Origin of the sequence: Vulcanisaeta souniana JCM 11219 (genome assembly GCF_026000775.1) — an archaeon.
Classification (GTDB): Archaea; Thermoproteota; Thermoprotei; order Thermoproteales; family Thermocladiaceae; genus Vulcanisaeta; species Vulcanisaeta souniana.
In genome coordinates this window covers 1,579,904-1,599,564 of sequence record NZ_AP026830.1, presented here as the reverse complement: position 1 = coordinate 1,599,564, position 19,661 = coordinate 1,579,904, and the positions used below count along the sequence as shown (strand labels likewise).

Genomic DNA, 19,661 nt, shown 5'->3' with positions numbered 1-19,661 from the left:
GGCAATCACCAACCCATATACACTGCCTTTATTCTAGTGAAGAATTGAATTGCCTCCTCACCCATCTCCTTATAAATATCATTACCCGACGCCTTAACGCCACCATATGGTACCCAGGGCTCTAGTCCTATTGTTGGTTTATTGATCTTTACTACGCCGACCTTTACACCCTGACTGAATCTCATAGCCTCGTTAAGATCCCTGGTTACTATTCCAGTTATTAAACCATATTCCACTGAGTTCACTATATCTATGGCCTCATCTAACGTTCTATACGTCATTACTGCTAGGACGGGCCCAAATATTTCCTCACGGGCTATCCTCATGTCCTTTGTAACGCCGTCAAATATTGTTGGTTGCACGAAATAACCATGGTCAAACTCCTCACTACCCTTGATGACGGAACCACCATAGACCAACCTAGCGCCCTCCTGCTTGCCGAGCTCGATATACCCAAGGACCTTCTCAAACTGCTCCCTACTTGCAAGCGGACCCATATCAACACCTTGCTTAAGTCCATTACCAACAACTATTCTCTTAGTCCTCTCAATCAATTTATTAAGTACCTCGTCATGCATGTCCTCAGGTATTAAGAACCTGGATGTTGCTGTACATGCTTGCCCAGTTAGACCAAAGGCTGACCTAACCACTTGTTCTATGGCTAAATTAATATCACCATTCTTCGTAAGAACCGTCGCATTCTTACCACCAAGCTCCAGTTGCACTCTGACGAAGCGGTTCTGCTTACCAATCTTCTCATTAACTTCCTTACCCACCTGCAGAGAGCCCGTGAAAGTTATTGCATCAATATCTTTATTCATGACCAACTCATCACCGACCTCACCACCTGACCCGGTCACAAAATTGAGTACGCCCTCGGGTAGGCCGGCGTCATAGAATGCCTTAACGAGTTCATGGGCTATTGTTGGAGTTATACTGGCTGGTTTCCAAACTACGGTATTCCCAGTGGCTATAGCTGGTATGATCTTCCATGCTGGTAATGATAGCGGGAAGTTCCACGGGGTAATGACACCTACAACACCCAGGGGTTCCCTCATGGTCATTATCAATGTATTCTTATCCTGAGATGGTATTACCTTACCCAAGTCCTTAACTATCAACCCCGCGTAAAACCTAAGTAGGTTTACCGTCCTCACAACCTCAAACATACTATCAGCAAGAGTCTTACCCTCTTCAAGAGTTAACAGCCTAGCCATATCATTAGCCCTGGACTCAATTATAAAGGCCGTCTTATACAATATGTTGGCTCTCTCAACAGGCAATGTGGTACTCCACTTGGCAAAAGCCTCCTTAGCAACATCTATGGCTGACTTAACATCCTCGCGTTTAAGCCTTGGAAACCTAGCAATCAATTGCCTAGTATCTGCAGGATTCCTAATATCGTAGTAATCCCTATCCTTAGGTATGGTGTATGTTTTGATCCAGACGCCCTTAATCAATTCGTTTTCGTGCATACGAAGGGTACAAAATATAAGTGATATTTATATTTTACCTATGGGTAAGTCCTTTAAAATATTGAGACCCATATATTTAGAATTCGGTTTTATTGCTATAAATTTACAAGGTATTTATTCGCCGTATATCCACGTATCTCAGTATTCGCAATAAATACTTTCCCATCATCACCCTCCCTCTCCACCTCACGTGGGTAATTCCTAGCCGTGGTTATATATAAACTCATTAGACCATCCCCACCGAACGTACACGAAGTTGTATATGAAACTGGTACATCAACTTCATCAATTACCACCCTTTTCCCTGGGTCAATTCTTAATACCCTACCACCACCATACATGGCAACCCACAGGTAACCCTCGGAATCTATTGTCATACCATCAGGTATGCCCTCATGCCTTGATAGGTCAATATCCATGGCCTTATTCATTAATTCTCCCTTATCTAAATCGAATCTGAATACCATGATCTTCCTGGTTGGGCTATCTATATAGTACATAAATTTATTATCCAGGGACCAAACAATGCCATTAGATATCGTAACTCCAGACAATACCTTCCTAACTGTACCACTTGGATCAAGTACATAAAGCGAACCACTTGGTTCCCTCTCATTCATATCCATACTGCCAAACCAAAGTCTACCGGCTGCATCAACCTTACAATCGTTAAGTCTATTGGTGGACGGCTCATCAACCTTAGCTAAGGTTTTAACAATGGATCTTGCATTTACATCTACAAGAACAACCCTATCCTTTAGGGTAACCAGTAAATAATTGGGATTGCTAGTAAGGGCGACGCATGTAACGAAATCGTTAATTTGGAAAACGGTATCCACCCTATTATCCTTAAGTCCATGCACCTTACCACCTATAATATCCACCCAATAAAGTGCATTCAATCTATCATCCCAAACCGGTCCCTCGCCCAAAATACTCCGTGGTACATTATATATCGCTTGGGCTTTCATATTGGTTAATCTTGATAAATAAATAATATAAAAATATTAACTCAGTTGTATTTTAAATAATTATAATTATAGAATCATTAAACAATTAAAGAATCAATCCCACTTGATCTTTACCTTTATCTCACCAGGTTCCTTCGCATTGAGCGCCTTGATTACCTCCTTCTCATCGTTTATTGAAATCACCTTAGTAATTAGTCTCTTTGTAACTCCAGGCCATACGGACTTCCATTGCGCTAAGTGCGAAAGCGCCAACTGGAAGTGGGGTTTTTGGCCGTTAATAATACCAACAACCACATTAGCCTTATATATGAACCTTTGAAAAACATCATATGGTATAACAGCCTCACCCTCTGATGGAAAACCAAATAAACCAAGCACGCCATTGGGCTTAAGAATCTCTATCTCATGCCTAATCAATGATGCTGACGCTCCCGTTGTATCTATAACTAGGTCAAAACCTAATTTCTTAAGTTTATCAAGGCTCTCCTTTGTATAATTATAATAAACCAAACCAGCTTCATCCGCAATCTTCGCCTCACCCTCAAGGGGATCCCTCCTATTTGCAATATATACCTCGAATCCATATGTTTTTAATAACAGTGCAAATAACGTTCCAGTGGCGCCTGATCCAAATACTATCGCCCTTCTGCAGTTGTACGTGCCATCATCACAGGTCCATATAAATCTCCTTTGTATAGCCAGTATCTCCTCAATGGATTTTTCAAGATCAGACAGGGGTTGAGCAAGAATTGCAATATCCTTGATCTCGCTTGGTACCTTGACTAAGTACTTAGGGTCATCATAGTAATACTCCACCATGAAACCATCCATACCCACCATACCGGCCTCCACATACTCCTCAGCCTCACAGAAATCAGGCCTCCCAACGAGGCAATTAAGGCAGTGCCCTTCATAACTCCTTCTATTTACTGGCATAACTAATTCACCTGGTTTAAACCTTGGATCACTAGACTCCTCAACTATACCAATAGCCTCATGGCCAAGAACTAACCAGTCCTTGCCGGGTGGCGGTCTAGATGTGGCCAATCTACCCCTAACAATTTCCCTGTCTGATCCACATATTCCGTTTTCAAGTAATCTTACCTTCACGGAACCCTTACCATGTCGAATTGGCTCCTTTAAATCTGAGAATTCTACCCCAGGCTTGGGAGGATGTACTATTACCGCCCTCACGTTGAACCTGTAAATAATATTATTTTTAAACTTTATCTAAGGATAAGAGCATTGATATTTACTTATCCTCATCGATTACCCTTAATCCCATTAATGTAGCTAATTCTCTAAATTCCTCGGTATGATCACCATAAAAGACCACCCTATGCCATCCAAGTCTCCATCTAAAATTCCTAGCTATTTCCTTAGTATTTGCTGAGGCAACCAATTTTGTGGCGCATGCATAAGGCGATAATTCTGTACGTACGGCCTTACCACCATGCACGGTGAGAAGCCTCTCCTCTGGGTCAAAACCCACTGCTGTAATTTTCTCATTTATAGGTAACCTAACGTGTATTGACGCGTGTTTCGCACCTAAATGAGCGGTTGTTATTATATATGGTACCTCTTGCTTGGGGTTCCCGTGTGGATTCGTAGGTGCGTAACAGTGATAGTACACCATTTCATCCCTTGCTTCGTTTATACCAGGGTCATTAAGAAAGCCATGAAGATTAGCCAAGTATTTACCCATTAACAGGACTACGGCGGAGTAGGGATCTCCCTCGCATACAGGGATAATATTATCATACCACAACTGCATATAGGCTAGACAAGGCCAGGCGTCAAGGTACCTAACCCTCGCCCTACTACCATAAAGTACAATGCAGTCAACAGCAACAGCCACCGCATCTAAATCGCGCACCAAATTTTTCAGTGCTATGTATAGTTTGGCGGATTTAACGATTTCATCCCGAAGAGGCTCCTGGACGGACTCAGCATTCTTAATCCAAACCTCAGCTATCTTCTCGGCATCATTCATGCTGACCCTATCATAGTACTTCTCCCTAAATTCAACAACATCCATAACCACAGGTATAACCCCCGTTATTGACGCAATTGACCTAAATGTTGAAAAAATATCCGCGCTCAATGGATATTCACCCTCTATATACTGCTTGACGTCAGGCCCAACTATAAACACGATCCTTGCACCGCGCATCCTAGCGATGACCTCAATAAGCTTAACCTTCCTTAGTACAGATTCATTCGTTACATCATCTGTCGATACACCAATTACAGGAAACCCCTGCTCCCTAGCCCTTGAGTACTCAAATAGGTACTCACCAGAACCCCCATAGGTTTCTGCGATTATAACCGTAGGCTTACCACTATAGATGAGAGTCCTAAGAGTACCAGGCAATGACTGCAGCACAAAAAGTATGAAGCCTGGGGCATTGGATTCCTTAGCTAAAAAGTTATGTACGTCATCCATCGTTGAAATATCATAATAACTAAAGTCAATATGCGGATACAACTCCTTCAACTTCTGCATAACCTTCTGCTTAATTCCGTTAAACCACTCCAGGGAATACGGAGCTTCGCCTATCGCACCATACGGAGAAACCACAAACCCAACAGGTATATGTATATTACCCATAACCTATGCCAATCATTATAAAATATAGGATGCTTTTAAGGATTATCATAATCACCATGCCTATGGCCTTGGATTACCTTATTTCTAAATATTCTAAATATATAATATGTAAAACGTAAATGCCATGATCTAGTTATACGCATATGATTATATTCAATAATATTAAAAATGGCTGTAACAAACCAAGGGTAAACTTTAAAAATAATATATTTATAATGATTCTTGTATGAAAACACGAGAAGAAGAAAATGAAGAATTAGCCAAAGCAGTAATAAATACGTTCGTAAGAAACCCGGTAACCAGAAGAAAAGCACTCTCCACAATGGCAAAGGCCGGAATAATCGCCGGTTTAGTAGCAGCCTTTGGTGCTGGTTTTGGAACAGGTTATGCAACAGCGCCGCCAAAATCAACCGGCTACACACCACCACCAAAGGGCTACATATATGGACTGGACGTTGAACACCCTGAACTCTCGTTATGGTTTGTTAACCACGTAACGACAAACCCATTCTTCACACCAACAATTTACGGCATACAAGACGCATGTAATATGATCGGTAATTGCAAGTATGTATGGACCGGAAGCGAAAACTCAGTGGTCACCGACATGGTCAACGCCATATACTCTGCAATATCATCAGGCGCCGATGGAATAGCAACCACCGTAATCGCACCAAACTCCTTCGATGCCCCAATACAGGAGGCACTAAGTAAGGGTATACCAGTATATGCGTATAATGCATATATACCCAACGATGATCCTCACTATGCCCAGTACCACAACCCACCATACCTAGGTTATGTGGGTCAGGACCTATACTCTTCAGGTGAATTAATAGCGAATAAATGGATATTGCCAAATATAAAGCCTAACCAACGTGTCGCCCTATTCATAGCAACCCCAGGTACAGCCAATATCCAACCTAGGATTGATGGAATACTATCCGTATTACAGGCAAATGGGTATTCCACTGTTGACGTTGTGGCAACTGGCGCATTAGTATCACAGGAGCAGTCCGCGGTAGAGGCGTATTTCGATGGGCACCCTGATGTTGCTGCAATGATAGCAGTTGATGCTGGAAGCACGTTATCTATTGGCAACGTATTAAGAGAGCATGGTATACCGTCATTAACGAATGGTGGAAAGATACTGGCAGGGGGCTATGACCTATTACCAGGTACTGTAAGTAATATAGTGGATGGTTACTTGGACTTCACAATTGATCAGCAGCCATACTTACAGGGATTCCTACCTGCCCTGTACCTTTACCTATATCTATTGACTAATGGTTTAGAGGTTGTTTACTTCTCAAATACAGGTATTAAGTTCGTTACCAAGCAAAATGTAACACCATATACATACACATCAAGGTTTGAGGGATCAACAACCTCAGAGCCAGTATGGACGACAGGAATGTACCCGCAGTTAACTAACTCCACGTCTTCTTAATCATGAAGCCTAATGTGAGTAATTCTTAAAAATGCTCATTTTTCTTTCTTCTGATGGCAAGTACGAAAGTAGAATCTAAAGGAGCAAGATCTTCTAGTGCAGGATTTTTGAGAAAGTATATAGGGCGCTACGAAATAATTATGGTAATACTGAATATAGCACTATTTCTTTATTTTTACTCAGTAACCCCCAGATACCTTAGCCCTGCAAATACATACACGCTGCTCACATACGCTGCGGATCTCGGTATCTTAACGGTACCCCAGGCAATAATAATGATGCTGGGTATGATCGATCTATCACCAACAGGTATAGCAAACCTAGTGCCCTTAATCGACTGGTCTCTCTGGCAGTACTTTATGGGCGCCGGTATACCATACACGCCTGCATTAATAGTGGCAACCATCATTGCATGGCTATTGGCAGCATTCATAGGCTTTGTAAATGGAATACTAATAACTAAGGGTAATGTTAACTTTCTATTGGCCACCGTGGGCATGCTCTTCCTAACCGACGGCCTTGCACTAATAGGTTGGGGCGGCTGGCCTGAAACATTCCCAGGCGCTGATAAGGCACCGTATTTTAGTGGCGTTATAAGTGGCGTAATACCCATGACCTTTGTCTGGACCCTCGTAATCGCCGTACTATACATGATCCTATTCTATAGGACAAGGTTTGGGGTTTATGTAACGGCTACCGGTAGTAATCAGACATGGGCTAGGGAAAGTGGCGTACCCGCAGATAAAATTATAATCATTGCATATATCCTAACGGGACTGGCTGGTGGTATTTTAGGTGTCATAGATGGTTCAAGGGTTAGGGAGGTAAGTGCAACGAATTTCACAACTGACCTTACCCTAGAGTCAATAGCAGCCGCAGTAATAGGCGGCACAATGCTAACAGGTGGCAAGGGTACACTCATAGGATCTTTCCTAGGCGCCTTTGTCATTGCCCAATTACTTGATGGCTTCACAGTACTTGGAGTAAACGCATACGCCTATGATGCAATAATAGGTGCGGCAATACTGATATTAATGGTGTTTACGGGTAAAAAGGATGACATTATACGATACTTTAGAAGAGCAAGTAGCCTAAGAATGAGAGAAGAGGAGACCGAAGCAACGGAGAAAAAGGGAACAAATGAAGGTACATTGACGCAAGACGGTGGTTCGAAAGACGTAAATAACGACATAAATGCTAATAAAGATACTGATACCAATAATAACCCAAGGGGTTAATATGGTTGGGGAGGAGTTGTTGAGAGTTGTGGATGTTTGGAAGTCCTATGGTACCGTCGTTGCGTTGAGAGGAGTTAATATGGTTGTTAGGAGAGGTGAGGTTGTTGCCTTACTTGGTGATAATGGTGCTGGTAAATCAACGCTTATCAAGATAATATCGGGTTACCTAAGGCCTGATAGGGGTCAGTTAATCTTTGAGGGTAAGCCCGTTAGGTTTAAGTCTCCGCTTGACGCTAAGGCCCTTGGTATTGAGGTTGTTCATCAGGACCTAGCCGTAATACTTGACCTGCCGGTTTATAGGAATATTTTCCTGACACATGAGGTAACTAATAAGCTTGGATTCCTCAAGGATGACATAATGAAGGAGGAGGCAAAGAAAGCTCTCGACGCAATAGGAATAACAATGCCGCCGGTAGATACTAAGGCGGAGGCTTTATCTGGAGGGCAACGACAAGCTACTGCTGTTGCTAGGGCAACGTACTTCGCCAAAAAACTACTACTAATGGACGAACCAACCGCTGGCCTAGGTGTAGTTGAGAGTAAGAAGGTTATCAATATAGCGAAGAAGTATGCTAAGGAACTTAATCTAGGCGTAATATTCGTCACGCCAAACATATTCCAGGCATACGAGGCTGCGGATAGGATTTATTACATGGAGCAAGGTAAGATAGTGTTTGAGAAGTATAAGGAAGAGACATCACCTAAGGAACTTACAGATATAATCACTAATCGTATAATAGAATTAAGAGGAAGGAAAAGATAATATTTCTCATTATTATTAATGTAAAAATCAACAAGTTTTCTTAGGGCGTTCCCGATGTGCACGCTCACTGCCGCCTTGCTAATAATATCTGGCTAATTCATTTAAGTTTAGTACTTCTTGAATAATTAAAAAATCCCCTACTATATGCCTCTTGAAGAATCTTTCTACATCAGTTAATTCATAAATAAATAGGCATGTAAATATTGCTTTTGAGTATCTTCTTACCTTATAAGACAATACTCAACATTATTATCAAGACCTTGGCTTATACGGCAGGGCTTTGCCTCATTGGTGTCTTTGGTGAAGAAGTATGCTGTGAAGTCCTTGGTTCCGCTGTCTACATACGAGCTTATCACAAGGATCACATACTTAAGCATGCTAATCTTACAAATATCCGCACGATCATGAACCTAGAAGTCTTTTAGTAATAAACATAAAACCGAATTATAAAAATAATTACATAATTTAAGTTTAATTATAATTTTAATCATGCCTTTTGATATTCATACCTTTCTTCTTTCTCTCTTTCCTCTACTATTTTTTCAATCAGCATTTCAAGATCATCAGGAGAAGATAATTCATCCTTACGTCTCTCAAAAAGTATCCTACCTTTATCTATGAAGTATATTCTATCAGCAGCTGCAAACGCATGGATCATGTTATGCGTTACAAAAATAACACCGGCATTTCTCTCCTTTACGAATTTCCTAATATAGTCTATGACCTCTAACGCCTCCACTAAGTTTAAATTGGCCGTTGGTTCGTCCATTAGTAGTAGTTTTTTGGCGAAGTACGTTGCCCTAGCAACAGCAACAGCCTGCCTTAAACCACCAGACAGGGACTCCACCTTAACATCAACATCCGGCATTGTTATTCCTATTGCGTCGAGAGCTTTCTTTGCCTCCTCCTTCATTATGTCATCCTTGAGGAATCCAAGCTTATTAGTTACCTCATGTGTCAGGAAAATATTCCTATAAACCGGCAGGTCAAGTATTACGGCTAGGTCCTGATGAACAACCTCAATACCAAGGGCCTTAGCGTCAAGCGGAGACTTAAACCTAACGGGCTTACCCTCAAAGATTAACTGACCCCTATCAGGCCTTAGGTAACCCGATATTATCTTGATAAGCGTTGATTTACCAGCACCATTATCACCAAGTAAGGCAACAACCTCACCTCTCCTAACAACCATATTAACTCCTCTCAACGCAACGACGGTACCATAGGACTTCCAAACATCCACAACTCTCAACAACTCCTCCCCAACCATTATATTTACAGCTATTTAGTATTCTTTTAATTCTTTACCCTCAAGACGCGCATTCGTAAATGTTAGGTAAATGTTTTAATAGATTAATGATAGATTGCTTTTATATGAAGGAGATTAAGGTGGGTTTTATTGGTCTTGGAATTATGGGTAGTGCCATGGCTATGAATATATACAAGGCGGGCTTCCCACTAATCGTCTATAATAGGACCAGGTCTAAGACTGAGCCCTTTGTGAAGCTCGGTATTCCTGTTGCCGAGAGTCCCAGGGAGGTCGCTGAGAGGTCTGACGTTGTTATTGACATGGTGACTGATGCGCCGGATGTTGAGGAGGTTTTACTAGGCCCTAACGGTGTTGTTCATGGTGCTCATACAGGGCTTATAGTCATTGACATGAGTACCAACTCTCCAGAGCATGCCAAGTACTTTGCTAGGGAGTTGGGTAAGTATGGTGTTGAGTTCCTGGATGCACCTGTGACTGGTGGTGATGTTGGGGCTAGGCAGGGTACATTGACTATAATGGTTGGTGGCAAGTACGAAACCTTTGAGCGTGTTAAACCGATACTGGAAGCCATGGGCAAGACAATAATTCATGCTGGTGATGTGGGTAATGGGCAGATGCTTAAGCTCCTTAATCAGATAGTTGTTGGTATTGATATGCTTGCCGTAGCTGAGGCAATGGCGCTGGCTAAGAAGGCTGGTATTGACGTGGAGAAGTTATTTACGGTATTATCAACGGGGGCTGGGAACTCATTCACAGTCCAGTACTACATGCCCAAGATGATGAAGGGTGACTTTGAACCAGGGTTCAGGGCTGCGCACTTGAAGAAGGACTTGAGGTATGCCCTTGAGACCGCAAATAGGCTTAATGTATCATTGCCAGGCACCGCATTAACGCTACAACTATACAACGCCCTAGTAGCCAAGGGACTTGGCGAGAAGGGAACACAGGCCCTACTAAAGCTCTACTACGAACTAGCAGGAGTCAACGATTGGTAGGTTTAAATGCCCCGCTTCTCCGCATCCTACTGAACCTCACTCATCCTTCAGTCCCCTGTTGGGGCTAACTCTCATTCTCGGAGCTTCACTAGTCTGAAGTTTACTTTGGGTGGTTTATTGATTTGCGTTTTACTGCCTTCATGAGTGGGCTCTCGGCTCATGCAGAGACACCATCCTCTTCAGGGCCCACTGTATTGGGACTAGGTCTCTATCAGCTTTGAATTCACAGTATTCGCAGTGCATTACTCTTCCGGGTAGTTGCTTTAGTTCATGCCCGCAAGCCGGGCATATTGTTGACGGTAATCTCTTAAACTCGTAAGGCATCCCGTATCACTCGAGTTGGTTGGTTAGGAGTTTAACGAACCTCTTAAGGTGAAGTAAGTATAGCTTGGCTAAACCCATCGGGCAAACCCTCCTTAAGCAGCTCCCTCCTGGACTCCTCAAGCATGTCATCGATGACTACCCTGGCTTTGAGCCTAACGGCCTTCAGGGCTAGCTCATGGGCAATCTTTTGAGCGAAATCCTTCAGGTATGCATGCAATTTACGCTTAACATACTTAACCTGCCTCCACAGTCTCTTACCCTCGACTGACTTATGAAGACCAAGCCCCCTCAAGGCGCCGTACTTTCGCTCAAGCCTAACAGCCTCGCTATGGAGAGTTTCAATTAACCTCAGGTTTGGCCTTAATTTTGAAAATTCACTGAGTTTACCACCCCCATTAATAATAGCGTAAGTGATACCGTTTTTCCACGAGTTCACATCGATGACGAGAATGTAACCGCCGGGCTCGATTGGCTCGACTTCACGCTCAAAGACTACAGCCACGTAGAGGTTCTCGCCGTCAATCCAAGCCCTGGCTAGCTTGGGCTTGCCACCCTCACTAAGCCTATCCTTAATGTACTTCATCTCACTCCTCGTGAGTTTAACAATAACGGCCCTGCTTTTAATAACCCACCTCAGTTTAAGAATACCCTTAGGCGGATCGAGAAAGACTCCCTCGCCATTGTCACGCTCATTGTTTAACCTAACCTTGACGTTGAGAATTGCGTGAACCCTGGCAAGCCACCTCTTCGGCGGCTTGACGCTGAAGCTGATTTTATTCCTAAAGTAGTTGAATTCGTTAGCAAATCTGGAATCTAAGCCAGGTGAATATATCTTAAAGCCCCGGCCCAGAGGTTACCCAACGCTTCAGCCCTAGTAAAAACCCTTACCAACGCTTCACGCTCCTCCTAATGAGGAGCGTCCTGTGAGCCTTCATCCTCAACCACCATTAGTAGCTTAACCTCCTTGCCTATGAACGGCTTTAGCCTATCCCAGTACCTCTTCTTCACGTAAATCCTCACCTCACCCTTCCCACCAGCAATAACGGTACCCTCCAGATAAAGGACTACAGACATCTTCAGGAATTAACTGCAGTATTTTATAAATTTTTCTGCAGGAAATTTATAAACCAGCTAAGCTTAAGCCCACTTAGTGCCGGTGCGGGCTGTAGCCCCACTGGCAGGGAGCCCCGTCCCACGCCGGCCAATGAAGCCCCGAGGATGGGGCTCAGTCCCGACGGTAAATGACGGATGATTAGAATCGCTGGGATGCGGGGAAGCGGGGCATGAGAGGAGGAGGTTCTTGGCCTTTGGTGGTTATGTTGAGAGGGATGTTGGTGGTGCGATAATTGAGGTTATGGGTAGGAGGGGCGCCGTAACGGTAATTTTCGGTGAAGAGGAGGATGTAAATGTGCTTGGAGTCACGGCATTGGAGGCATTAGGTCTTGAAATTGATGTTGTCAGTGGAACGCTTAAGGAAACTGAACAATTATTGCTTTAATTTTTAGAATGATGGAATTATCTTATGTATCACGAATTCCCTAAAACCGAGTAATTCAGCCCTCGTTGGTTTACCCCTAGCAACATCCATTATTAGCTTAAACAATTTCTCGCCAGCCTGCTCAATAGTCTCTTGACCCAGTGTCACCGTACTCGCGTCAAAATCCATGTTCTCACGCATCTTCTTGGCCGTGAATGGATTGGCCGTGACCTTAATCACTGGGGCTATTGGGTTGCCTGTGGGTGTTCCACGACCTGTGGTGAATACTACGAGGGTAGCACCACCAGCCACCATACCGACCACTGACATTATGTCGTAACCCGGCGTGTCCATTATCCACAATCCCTTACCCTTAACCTCCTCTGCGTAATCAACAACGCCCTGTATCGCCCTCGAGCCACCCTTAATGATGGCGCCAAGGGACTTCTCCTCAATTGTTGAGATACCGCCGGCAATGTTACCAGGCGCTGGCTGTGTCCCCACTAGGTCCACCCCATGGGACGCCGCTAAATCAACCCACTTCCTAACAACCCTAATTATCCTATCACCTACCTCCCTGGATACGGCCCTCCTGGCAAGTATCTCCTCAGCACCAATCATTTCTGGAGTTTCAGAGAGTATAACAGTACCGCCTAAGTCGATCAACTTATCCGATGCATAACCAACGACTGGGTTTGAGGCCAGTCCTGATGTCGCATCTGATCCACCGCACTCAACCCCCATGACCAGATTCGATACGTCAACCTCCTCGGGCTTTTGCGAAAGCACGTCCTCTGCCATCCTCCTAAGCAGTGTAACACCCTTCTCAATAGCCGCTGGTGTCCCGCCATCAACCTCCTGAACCACCACCTTCTCCACAGGCTTACCCGTCTTCTCAATCTCCTTAACCAAATCATCAGCCTGAATCTGCTCACAACCAAGACCAACAACCAACACGCCACCGACGTTTGGATTCTTAGCCATACCAATCAAAGTCCTCCTGGTAACCTCAAGGTCGGGCTCAAGTTGACCACAACCGAATGGGTTTTCAATGGCCACGGCGCCCTGCACTTGGTCGGCGATCCTACGTGCCACAAAGCTTGAACAAACTACCGTGGACATCACGAGCAAGTGATTCCTAATACCAACCTTGCCATCAGGCCTTGCGTAACCAAGTATTGTGGGCCTACTCACGGTTTACCACCCTTACATACACTGTGTACCGCGGTTAGGCTCTCCACGTTATGAACATGAACATGTTCGCCAATCCCAATATTCCTCTTGGCTCTACCGATCACGTGGCCATACTTAATTACGTAATCACACATGCGGATGCCCTTAATGGCAAACTTATGGCCAAAGGGTATATCATTGAGCAGTTTAATTGGTAATTTGGAATTACCAATTATTAACTCAACGCTTTCGTTCTGCTTTAGATCCCTAAGCGCGATCGCAACATTATCACTTGGATTAAGTACTATCGCTGGTGTCCCCATGGTAATTGCAACAGTCACATCATGTATTCGCCCTAGAGTATTTTAATGCTGAACCTAACTAGTTTAGACCTAACTAATCTAGTGATACGTACCCAGTTTAAGAACCGCATAATTATTAAGGAATTAAGTCAATACCTTTGACGTACCTAGGACCATAACATATCAATATCTATTTTGCAGTATTGCCAGAAGAATTAAACCAAGAAAAAGGCGAATCCCCTTATTGCAAACCCTAAAAGGGCATAGGGAATTTTAATACCCGGTTAATGCCCTAAGCTCGTGCGAAACAGTAGTAAAGATAAAATACCTCATGACCATAGAGTCCTGGTTATTGCTAGCAATCCTGGGTTTAAACCAGTTGATAGACAGGCATTAATGGATAAATTGCGAACTGCAAGTCTTAGGATAATAAACATAAGGGTTGCAAGTAGGCATGTGGAGATTGATCTGTATATTGATGATTATAAAGAAATAGAAAAAATAAAGGCACTTGGATTCAACATTAACGAATTAGTAAACATAGGCGAAGAGACAAAGAACGCAAGTGATGCGCATGATCATTTCGTGAGGCTCTTCAACGCTGAAAGATTTTGGGAAGCCCACGAAGTACTTGAGGATGTATGGCGCAGAAACAGAGATGAGGGTATACGGGGATTAATAATATTGGCCGCAGCCTTCGTGAAGATCCAGGAAAACAACCTAGAGGCGTTTAAGAGATTAATGATTAGGGCGAGGGAGCTGATCGCGAAAAACGAAATACCCTACATAAATAGGGAAAGGTTACTGAGGAAAATAGATAATGCCCTGCTGATAACGAAGCCCTTTAAGATCGAGAAAGAGGACCTGGAATCGATACAAAAAACTTAAAACCCAAAACAGCGTGATTCAGACCGCGGCGGCCGTAGTCTAGCCTGGTCTAGGATGGCGGCCTGCCGAGCCGCAGAACCCGGCCGTGCGTCCGATTGGGCGTACGGGGTAAGTTCGAATCCCGGCGGCCGCACCAAGTCAACTCTTTCTTTTATTTTCACGTTTATATTTATCTACGGTTATGTTTCAACCTAAACATAGTTTTTAATAAACACGTAGTTAATGTTATCATGTGAGAATTCTGGAGATAACTCGTGATGATGTACCTAAGGATTCATTGATTATTGTGCCTATTGGTTCTGTGGAGCAGCATGGCCCGCATTTGCCCTTGGGTACTGACTCGATCATTGCAAACTACGTTGCCGAGGAGGTCGAACGTAGATCACCGAGCAGGGTGTTGCTTTATCCCGTGATCGCTGTTGGTTCCTCGATGGAACACATGGGATTTACGGGCACCACGTGGATTCGTTTTGAAAACTTAATTCACTATCTCCTTGATTTTATTGAGAGCGTTTCTGCGTGGGACCCAATTGGCGTTGTGTTTGTTAATGGGCATGGTGGTAATGTCGATGCGTTAAATATCGTTGTTAAGGAATGGAATTACTTGAGGAAGAATCCAAGGATTTATCATTACTATGTGTATAATAAGCGAGCCATTGATTTTATAACGAGGTATTTCCCATCCTTTGGGCATGCAGATGCCGTTGAAACATCCTTGATCGCGGCGATAAATAGGAACTTGGTTAGGTGGGACAGGATTATTAATGTTGACGTTAGTGGTAATATTAATATTGTTAGGACAATCGATATCAGTAGAACTGGTGTTATTGGTTCATTAAGTAGGGACCTCGTAAGACCTGAGGTTGGTTCTGAAATACTTAAGTTCATGATTAATGACATACTTAGGCAAATCCAGGTCATCTATGGAATTACAATTGATAATGAAAGGTAATAGCACTTGGGAAAGCCATTATAGTAATAATAGTTATACCCGGCAACACATTTCTAACATCCATATATTAAATATGGGCTTATTCGGAGAACAATTGATGACCAGACTAGTTGAGAAATTTCTAAGGATTTTCGCAAGGAGAGGCAGGTCAATAATACTGGCTTATGACCACGGTATTGAGCACGGCCCAACGGACTTCATGGATAACCCTGATGCGGCTGATCCAGAGCACATAATCAAGTTGGCACGTGAGGCTGGTTTTGATGGCGTCGTTTTCCAGAGGGGTATTGCGGAGAAGTACTATGATGGTAGTGTGCCACTTATTGTTAAGTTGAATGGTAAGACAAACCTATACAATGGTGAACCAATATCAGTGGCTAATTGCACGGTTGAGGAGGCGGTTAGCCTGGGCGCCTCTGCCGTGGGCTACACAATATATCCAGGTAGTGGTTATGAGTGGAGGATATTTGAGGAGTTCGCCAGGATAAAGAGGGAGGCGGTTAAATTCGACGTGCCGCTTATTGTTTGGTCTTATCCAAGGGGCGGTAAGGTTACTGATGAAACTGCGCCGGAGATTGTTGCCTATGCGGCTAGGGTGGCTCTCGAACTTGGTGCGGATTCCATGAAGATAAAGTATACTGGTGATCCGAAGACATTCTCCTGGGCCGTGAGAGTGGCTGGTAAGGTACCAGTACTAATGTCTGGTGGTCCAAAGACGAAGACCGAGGAGGAGTTCCTAAGGCAGGTTGAGGGCGTCCTTGAGGCGGGCGCCATTGGTATTGCTGTTGGTAGAAACGTGTGGCAGAGAAGGGATGCCCTAAAGTTCGCTAGGGTGCTTTCAGAAATGGTTTATGGTGGTAAGAAGGTGGTTGAGGTTTTGGGTGAGGCCAAGTGAGGATTGGCATACTTACTGGTGGTGGTGACGCTCCAGGGCTTAACATAGCCGTGTACACACTGACTAAGTTATTGGAGAGGAAGCATGAGGTTTATGCAATATTCCATGGTTGGAGGGGAATACTGGATAAGGAGGTTAGGAGGGTCACGTCTAAGGACTTAATTGATTTTGCATTCGCAGGCGGTACCTTCATTAGGACATCGAGGACGAATCCATTTAAGGATGAGGCTAGGGTTGAGGTCTTTGCCAGGAATCTTAAGGAGCTTGGTTTAGATGTTATTGTGGCTATTGGCGGTGATGATACGTTGAGTGCCGCCGCACAGACACAGGCCCGGGGTTTGGCTAATGTCGTTGGTGTTCCAAAGACTATTGACAATGATGTATATGGTACTGACTATACCATTGGCTTTGACACGGCCGTTAATGAGGCCATTAAGGTTACCGAGTCCTTTAAGACCACGTTGATTTCTCATGAGAGGATTGGTGTTGTTGAGGTTATGGGTAGGGAGGCTGGTTGGATTGCCCTATTCACTGGATTGGCCACAATGGCCGACTTCGTCCTCATACCTGAGAAACCCGTTAATTGGGATGCTGTCGCCAATAAGACTAAGGAGGTTTATAGGGATAGAGGATGGGCCTTGGTCATTGCCTCTGAGGGTATTAGGGAATATGGTAGTCCCAGGGATGAGTTTGGGCACTCGAGACTTGGCGGCGTTGGTAATGAATTGGCACAGTACATAGAGAAGGTTACTGGTCTTGAGGCTAGAGCCGTTGTTCCAGGTCATATAATTAGGGGTGTAGCTCCGACCGCATTCGATAGGGTGTTAGCCATTAGGTTCGTCACTGAGGTCTTTAATGCCATTGAATGTGGTGACTTTGGAAAGATGGTTGCCTATAGGGAAGGTGATATAATTAGGGTGCCGATAACGGAGGTCCTAGGCAAGAATAGGCTAGTGGATGGTTATTGGATGAAACTGTACGAAACACATTGGGGCCCTTAATCGCACTGTTTATTTCTTCTCATCATGTAAGTCCTCAAATACTCTGCATGGCTCCAGACAAGTGGAGTTACGGACACTGGTAATCCTCTGAATGGATCAACCTGCTCTGGAAGAAGACCTGTGGGCGTCTTTACCTTATTAACCCATGACAATAACTCCTTGGCTCTATAACAATCACCCTTAGTTATATAGTACTGGGCGACCCAAAGCGTGGTTATTATCCATGGATTACCAGGAATACTGCTGTAATCACCAGGAATTCTTTGGTAGTAATCACCCTCATAACGCGCAATACCACCTATGGGCTTAACCCAAAGCCTATCCATAATAACCTTAACACTGCTCTCGAGCATTGGCTCATAAACATCAAACACGTTGAAGAGGAATATACCCATTATGCTTGCATCAACTGTCTTATCAACACTAATCACCTTACCGTCATCAATCCTAATGGACCTGTAGAAGATGCCTCTCTCCTTATCGAATAGGTAATTCCTAATTGCTTCACGAATCTCCATGGCGGCCTCCTCCCACTTACTGGCGCTTTCGTACTCACCAAGCATTTTAGCAAGATTACTCGCGGCGAGTAAGCCTGCATATACTGATGCGATAGTATACGTATGCACACCAAGCCTTTCCTCCCACAGGTCAAAGGATTCTAGGGGCAATTTCAATTTCTCATCCCTAAAATTAACCATGAAGTTCGCGGCCCTGGTTATTACGTCATAAACCTCCCCAAGTAGATCGTAATCCCTGGTCCTCTGGAAGTAATGCCAGAAGGCGTATATCACTGTTGCTGTCTCATCCTCCTGGATATTCAACGACTTCCTACTCCTGGCAGTCCATGGGTGCCAGGTCGAGCCCCAGGTACCGCTTGGATTATACTTCTGGAATAGGAAGCCCTCACGTCCAAAGAGCTTAAACGCCAGGGAATAAAACTTCTTTGTGAACGTGTAGTAGCCAGCCGTGTCCAGTGCAATGGCGGCGAACGCTGCGTCCCTAGGCCATAGGTAGCCGTATGTGTCCAGGTTGAACTTTATTATTGATGTGTCCAGCGAAGCCGGTATTGAACCATTAACGCCAACATGTCCAAGCATTATGACTATGCTCTGGGAGGCTAATTCATCATCGCCATACTCGGAAGCAACATTACTCCAGTAATTCACTGACCTGCGGAAATGTGCCTCTACATTGTTCTTATCCCTAAGCTCAATTATTAACCTCATAACCCTCTCATAATTATCACCAGCAGCAATGAAGTAGTGAAACTCAGGGCTTGCTATGGATACTGCAGAGACCACAGAGCCCTGGGCTATTGGATTCTTACCCAGAATCCCATCCTCACAATCCGGCAGAACTGCGTTAAGGTCTCTCCTACCGGTGGTATATTCATAGATGGGGTTTGTGGATGCTATTCCGAACCAGGTCGTCCCCTTATAATGAAATACGGCATCCAATGACGGGTCATAAAATGCGGTATCCCCAGCCTCGTAATCATTCAGTTTAAAGTCATGGTAAAAAATCGCCCTGATAAACCCAGGTCCCTTAATCGAAACGTGCCTAACAAGCACAGGTTGTGGTATTAATACAGTATCCTCCATGTGAATGTCAAGCCCATCCCACTGTGCATTGAGCTCTGCCCTGGAACCAATTAGCCTAATCTCCTTATTACCGATGCTCTCAAGCCATGTAAACCTACCATCATGCCAAATACCAACCTTAAACACACCACCGAAGGAATGATGATGATGTTGACCAAGTAATGGGTAGTAAATATCCCTTGTGTAATAATTCTCATCATACAGTATAGCCAGCACACCGTTGCTTAGGAATACCGTTCTCATTGAACTCAATATCGAGTTGAAGAATAATAAGC

At 44.0% G+C, this 19,661-nt stretch carries 21 protein-coding genes and 1 tRNA gene; 10 read left to right on the top strand and 12 right to left on the bottom strand.

The window, feature by feature from the left end; translation table 11 throughout:
* Window positions 1–5: 5 nt before the first annotated feature.
* The 4 genes from Vsou_RS08610 to Vsou_RS08595 form a co-directional block, all read right to left on the bottom strand.
* The gene (locus Vsou_RS08610) at window positions 6–1,475 is read right to left on the bottom strand and encodes an aldehyde dehydrogenase family protein (RefSeq protein ID WP_188604269.1); all 1,470 of its coding nucleotides are present in this window, start codon (window positions 1,473–1,475) and stop codon (window positions 6–8) included.
* Window positions 1,476–1,570: 95 nt separating this feature from the next.
* Complete coding sequence (locus tag Vsou_RS08605; RefSeq protein ID WP_188604268.1) at window positions 1,571–2,446, bottom strand: SMP-30/gluconolactonase/LRE family protein; 876 nt, start codon at window positions 2,444–2,446, stop codon at window positions 1,571–1,573.
* 93 nt (window positions 2,447–2,539) lie between these two features.
* On the bottom strand, window positions 2,540–3,640 hold the full coding sequence (locus Vsou_RS08600; protein WP_188604267.1) for a glucose 1-dehydrogenase: 1,101 nt from the start codon (window positions 3,638–3,640) through the stop codon (window positions 2,540–2,542).
* Window positions 3,641–3,698: 58 nt separating this feature from the next.
* On the bottom strand, window positions 3,699–5,057 hold the full coding sequence (locus Vsou_RS08595) for a fucose isomerase (RefSeq protein ID WP_188604266.1): 1,359 nt from the start codon (window positions 5,055–5,057) through the stop codon (window positions 3,699–3,701).
* Between the two features lie 226 nt (window positions 5,058–5,283).
* Between Vsou_RS08595 and Vsou_RS08590 the strand changes: the two genes are divergently transcribed.
* The 3 genes from Vsou_RS08590 (at window position 5,284) to Vsou_RS08580 (ending at window position 8,508) form a co-directional block, all read left to right on the top strand.
* Window positions 5,284–6,507 carry a substrate-binding domain-containing protein gene (locus tag Vsou_RS08590; RefSeq protein ID WP_188604265.1) on the top strand — a complete coding sequence of 408 codons (1,224 nt, stop codon included), beginning with the start codon at window positions 5,284–5,286 and terminating at the stop codon, window positions 6,505–6,507.
* 140 nt (window positions 6,508–6,647) lie between these two features.
* On the top strand, window positions 6,648–7,745 hold the full coding sequence (locus tag Vsou_RS08585) for an ABC transporter permease (protein ID WP_188604264.1): 1,098 nt from the start codon (window positions 6,648–6,650) through the stop codon (window positions 7,743–7,745).
* 1 nt (window position 7,746) lies between these two features.
* The gene (locus tag Vsou_RS08580) at window positions 7,747–8,508 is read left to right on the top strand and encodes an ATP-binding cassette domain-containing protein (RefSeq protein WP_264890697.1); all 762 of its coding nucleotides are present in this window, start codon (window positions 7,747–7,749) and stop codon (window positions 8,506–8,508) included.
* 97 nt (window positions 8,509–8,605) lie between these two features.
* Here Vsou_RS08580 and Vsou_RS13370 read toward each other — a convergent pair whose 3' ends face one another.
* Entirely contained in the window at window positions 8,606–8,668 is a 63-nt protein-coding gene (locus Vsou_RS13370) for a hypothetical protein (RefSeq protein WP_188604280.1), read from the bottom strand.
* 327 nt (window positions 8,669–8,995) lie between these two features.
* A complete protein-coding gene (locus Vsou_RS08575; protein ID WP_264890696.1) occupies window positions 8,996–9,778 on the bottom strand; it encodes an ATP-binding cassette domain-containing protein in 783 nt (260 codons plus the stop codon).
* Between the two features lie 113 nt (window positions 9,779–9,891).
* Here Vsou_RS08575 and Vsou_RS08570 point away from each other — a divergent pair, with 113 nt between their 5' ends.
* Window positions 9,892–10,773, top strand: coding sequence for an NAD(P)-binding domain-containing protein (locus Vsou_RS08570; RefSeq protein WP_188603794.1), 882 nt, complete (start codon window positions 9,892–9,894; stop codon window positions 10,771–10,773).
* Between the two features lie 138 nt (window positions 10,774–10,911).
* Here the strand turns inward: Vsou_RS08570 and Vsou_RS08565 are convergent, their stop codons facing one another.
* The 3 genes from Vsou_RS08565 to Vsou_RS08555 all read right to left on the bottom strand — a co-directional run bounded on the left by Vsou_RS08565 (window position 10,912) and on the right by Vsou_RS08555 (window position 12,171).
* Complete coding sequence (locus Vsou_RS08565) at window positions 10,912–11,097, bottom strand: zinc ribbon domain-containing protein (protein WP_229709885.1); 186 nt, start codon at window positions 11,095–11,097, stop codon at window positions 10,912–10,914.
* A gap of 43 nt (window positions 11,098–11,140) precedes the next feature.
* Window positions 11,141–11,680, bottom strand: coding sequence for a hypothetical protein (locus Vsou_RS08560; protein WP_229709886.1), 540 nt, complete (start codon window positions 11,678–11,680; stop codon window positions 11,141–11,143).
* Between the two features lie 323 nt (window positions 11,681–12,003).
* On the bottom strand, window positions 12,004–12,171 hold the full coding sequence (locus tag Vsou_RS08555; RefSeq protein ID WP_188603725.1) for a hypothetical protein: 168 nt from the start codon (window positions 12,169–12,171) through the stop codon (window positions 12,004–12,006).
* A 226-nt stretch (window positions 12,172–12,397) separates the two neighbouring features.
* Here Vsou_RS08555 and Vsou_RS08550 point away from each other — a divergent pair, with 226 nt between their 5' ends.
* Window positions 12,398–12,595 (top strand): hypothetical protein, encoded by a 198-nt coding sequence (locus Vsou_RS08550; protein ID WP_229709887.1) that lies wholly within the window; start codon window positions 12,398–12,400, stop codon window positions 12,593–12,595.
* A 3-nt stretch (window positions 12,596–12,598) separates the two neighbouring features.
* On the opposite strand, the gene Vsou_RS08545 is transcribed toward Vsou_RS08550, so the two are convergent.
* A complete protein-coding gene (locus Vsou_RS08545; protein ID WP_188603726.1) occupies window positions 12,599–13,768 on the bottom strand; it encodes a UxaA family hydrolase in 1,170 nt (389 codons plus the stop codon).
* Window positions 13,765–14,070 carry a UxaA family hydrolase gene (locus Vsou_RS08540; protein ID WP_188603795.1) on the bottom strand — a complete coding sequence of 102 codons (306 nt, stop codon included), beginning with the start codon at window positions 14,068–14,070 and terminating at the stop codon, window positions 13,765–13,767. Before Vsou_RS08540 ends, Vsou_RS08545 begins: the two co-directional genes overlap by 4 nt.
* A gap of 375 nt (window positions 14,071–14,445) precedes the next feature.
* Here Vsou_RS08540 and Vsou_RS08535 point away from each other — a divergent pair, with 375 nt between their 5' ends.
* The 5 genes from Vsou_RS08535 to Vsou_RS08515 all read left to right on the top strand — a co-directional run bounded on the left by Vsou_RS08535 (window position 14,446) and on the right by Vsou_RS08515 (window position 17,785).
* The gene (locus tag Vsou_RS08535; RefSeq protein WP_188603727.1) at window positions 14,446–14,937 is read left to right on the top strand and encodes a DUF309 domain-containing protein; all 492 of its coding nucleotides are present in this window, start codon (window positions 14,446–14,448) and stop codon (window positions 14,935–14,937) included.
* A 28-nt stretch (window positions 14,938–14,965) separates the two neighbouring features.
* Window positions 14,966–15,073 (top strand) — tRNA-Gly (locus Vsou_RS08530).
* A gap of 96 nt (window positions 15,074–15,169) precedes the next feature.
* The gene (locus Vsou_RS08525) at window positions 15,170–15,889 is read left to right on the top strand and encodes a creatininase family protein (RefSeq protein ID WP_054844564.1); all 720 of its coding nucleotides are present in this window, start codon (window positions 15,170–15,172) and stop codon (window positions 15,887–15,889) included.
* Window positions 15,890–15,986: 97 nt separating this feature from the next.
* A complete protein-coding gene (locus tag Vsou_RS08520) occupies window positions 15,987–16,784 on the top strand; it encodes a class I fructose-bisphosphate aldolase (protein ID WP_188603728.1) in 798 nt (265 codons plus the stop codon).
* The gene (locus tag Vsou_RS08515; RefSeq protein WP_188603729.1) at window positions 16,781–17,785 is read left to right on the top strand and encodes an ATP-dependent 6-phosphofructokinase; all 1,005 of its coding nucleotides are present in this window, start codon (window positions 16,781–16,783) and stop codon (window positions 17,783–17,785) included. The genes Vsou_RS08520 and Vsou_RS08515 overlap by 4 nt, the downstream gene beginning before the upstream one ends.
* Here the strand turns inward: Vsou_RS08515 and Vsou_RS08510 are convergent.
* Complete coding sequence (locus tag Vsou_RS08510; protein WP_188603730.1) at window positions 17,782–19,629, bottom strand: glycoside hydrolase family 15 protein; 1,848 nt, start codon at window positions 19,627–19,629, stop codon at window positions 17,782–17,784. The two genes, Vsou_RS08515 and Vsou_RS08510, sit on opposite strands and share 4 nt — an antisense overlap.
* Window positions 19,630–19,661 lie beyond the last annotated feature (32 nt).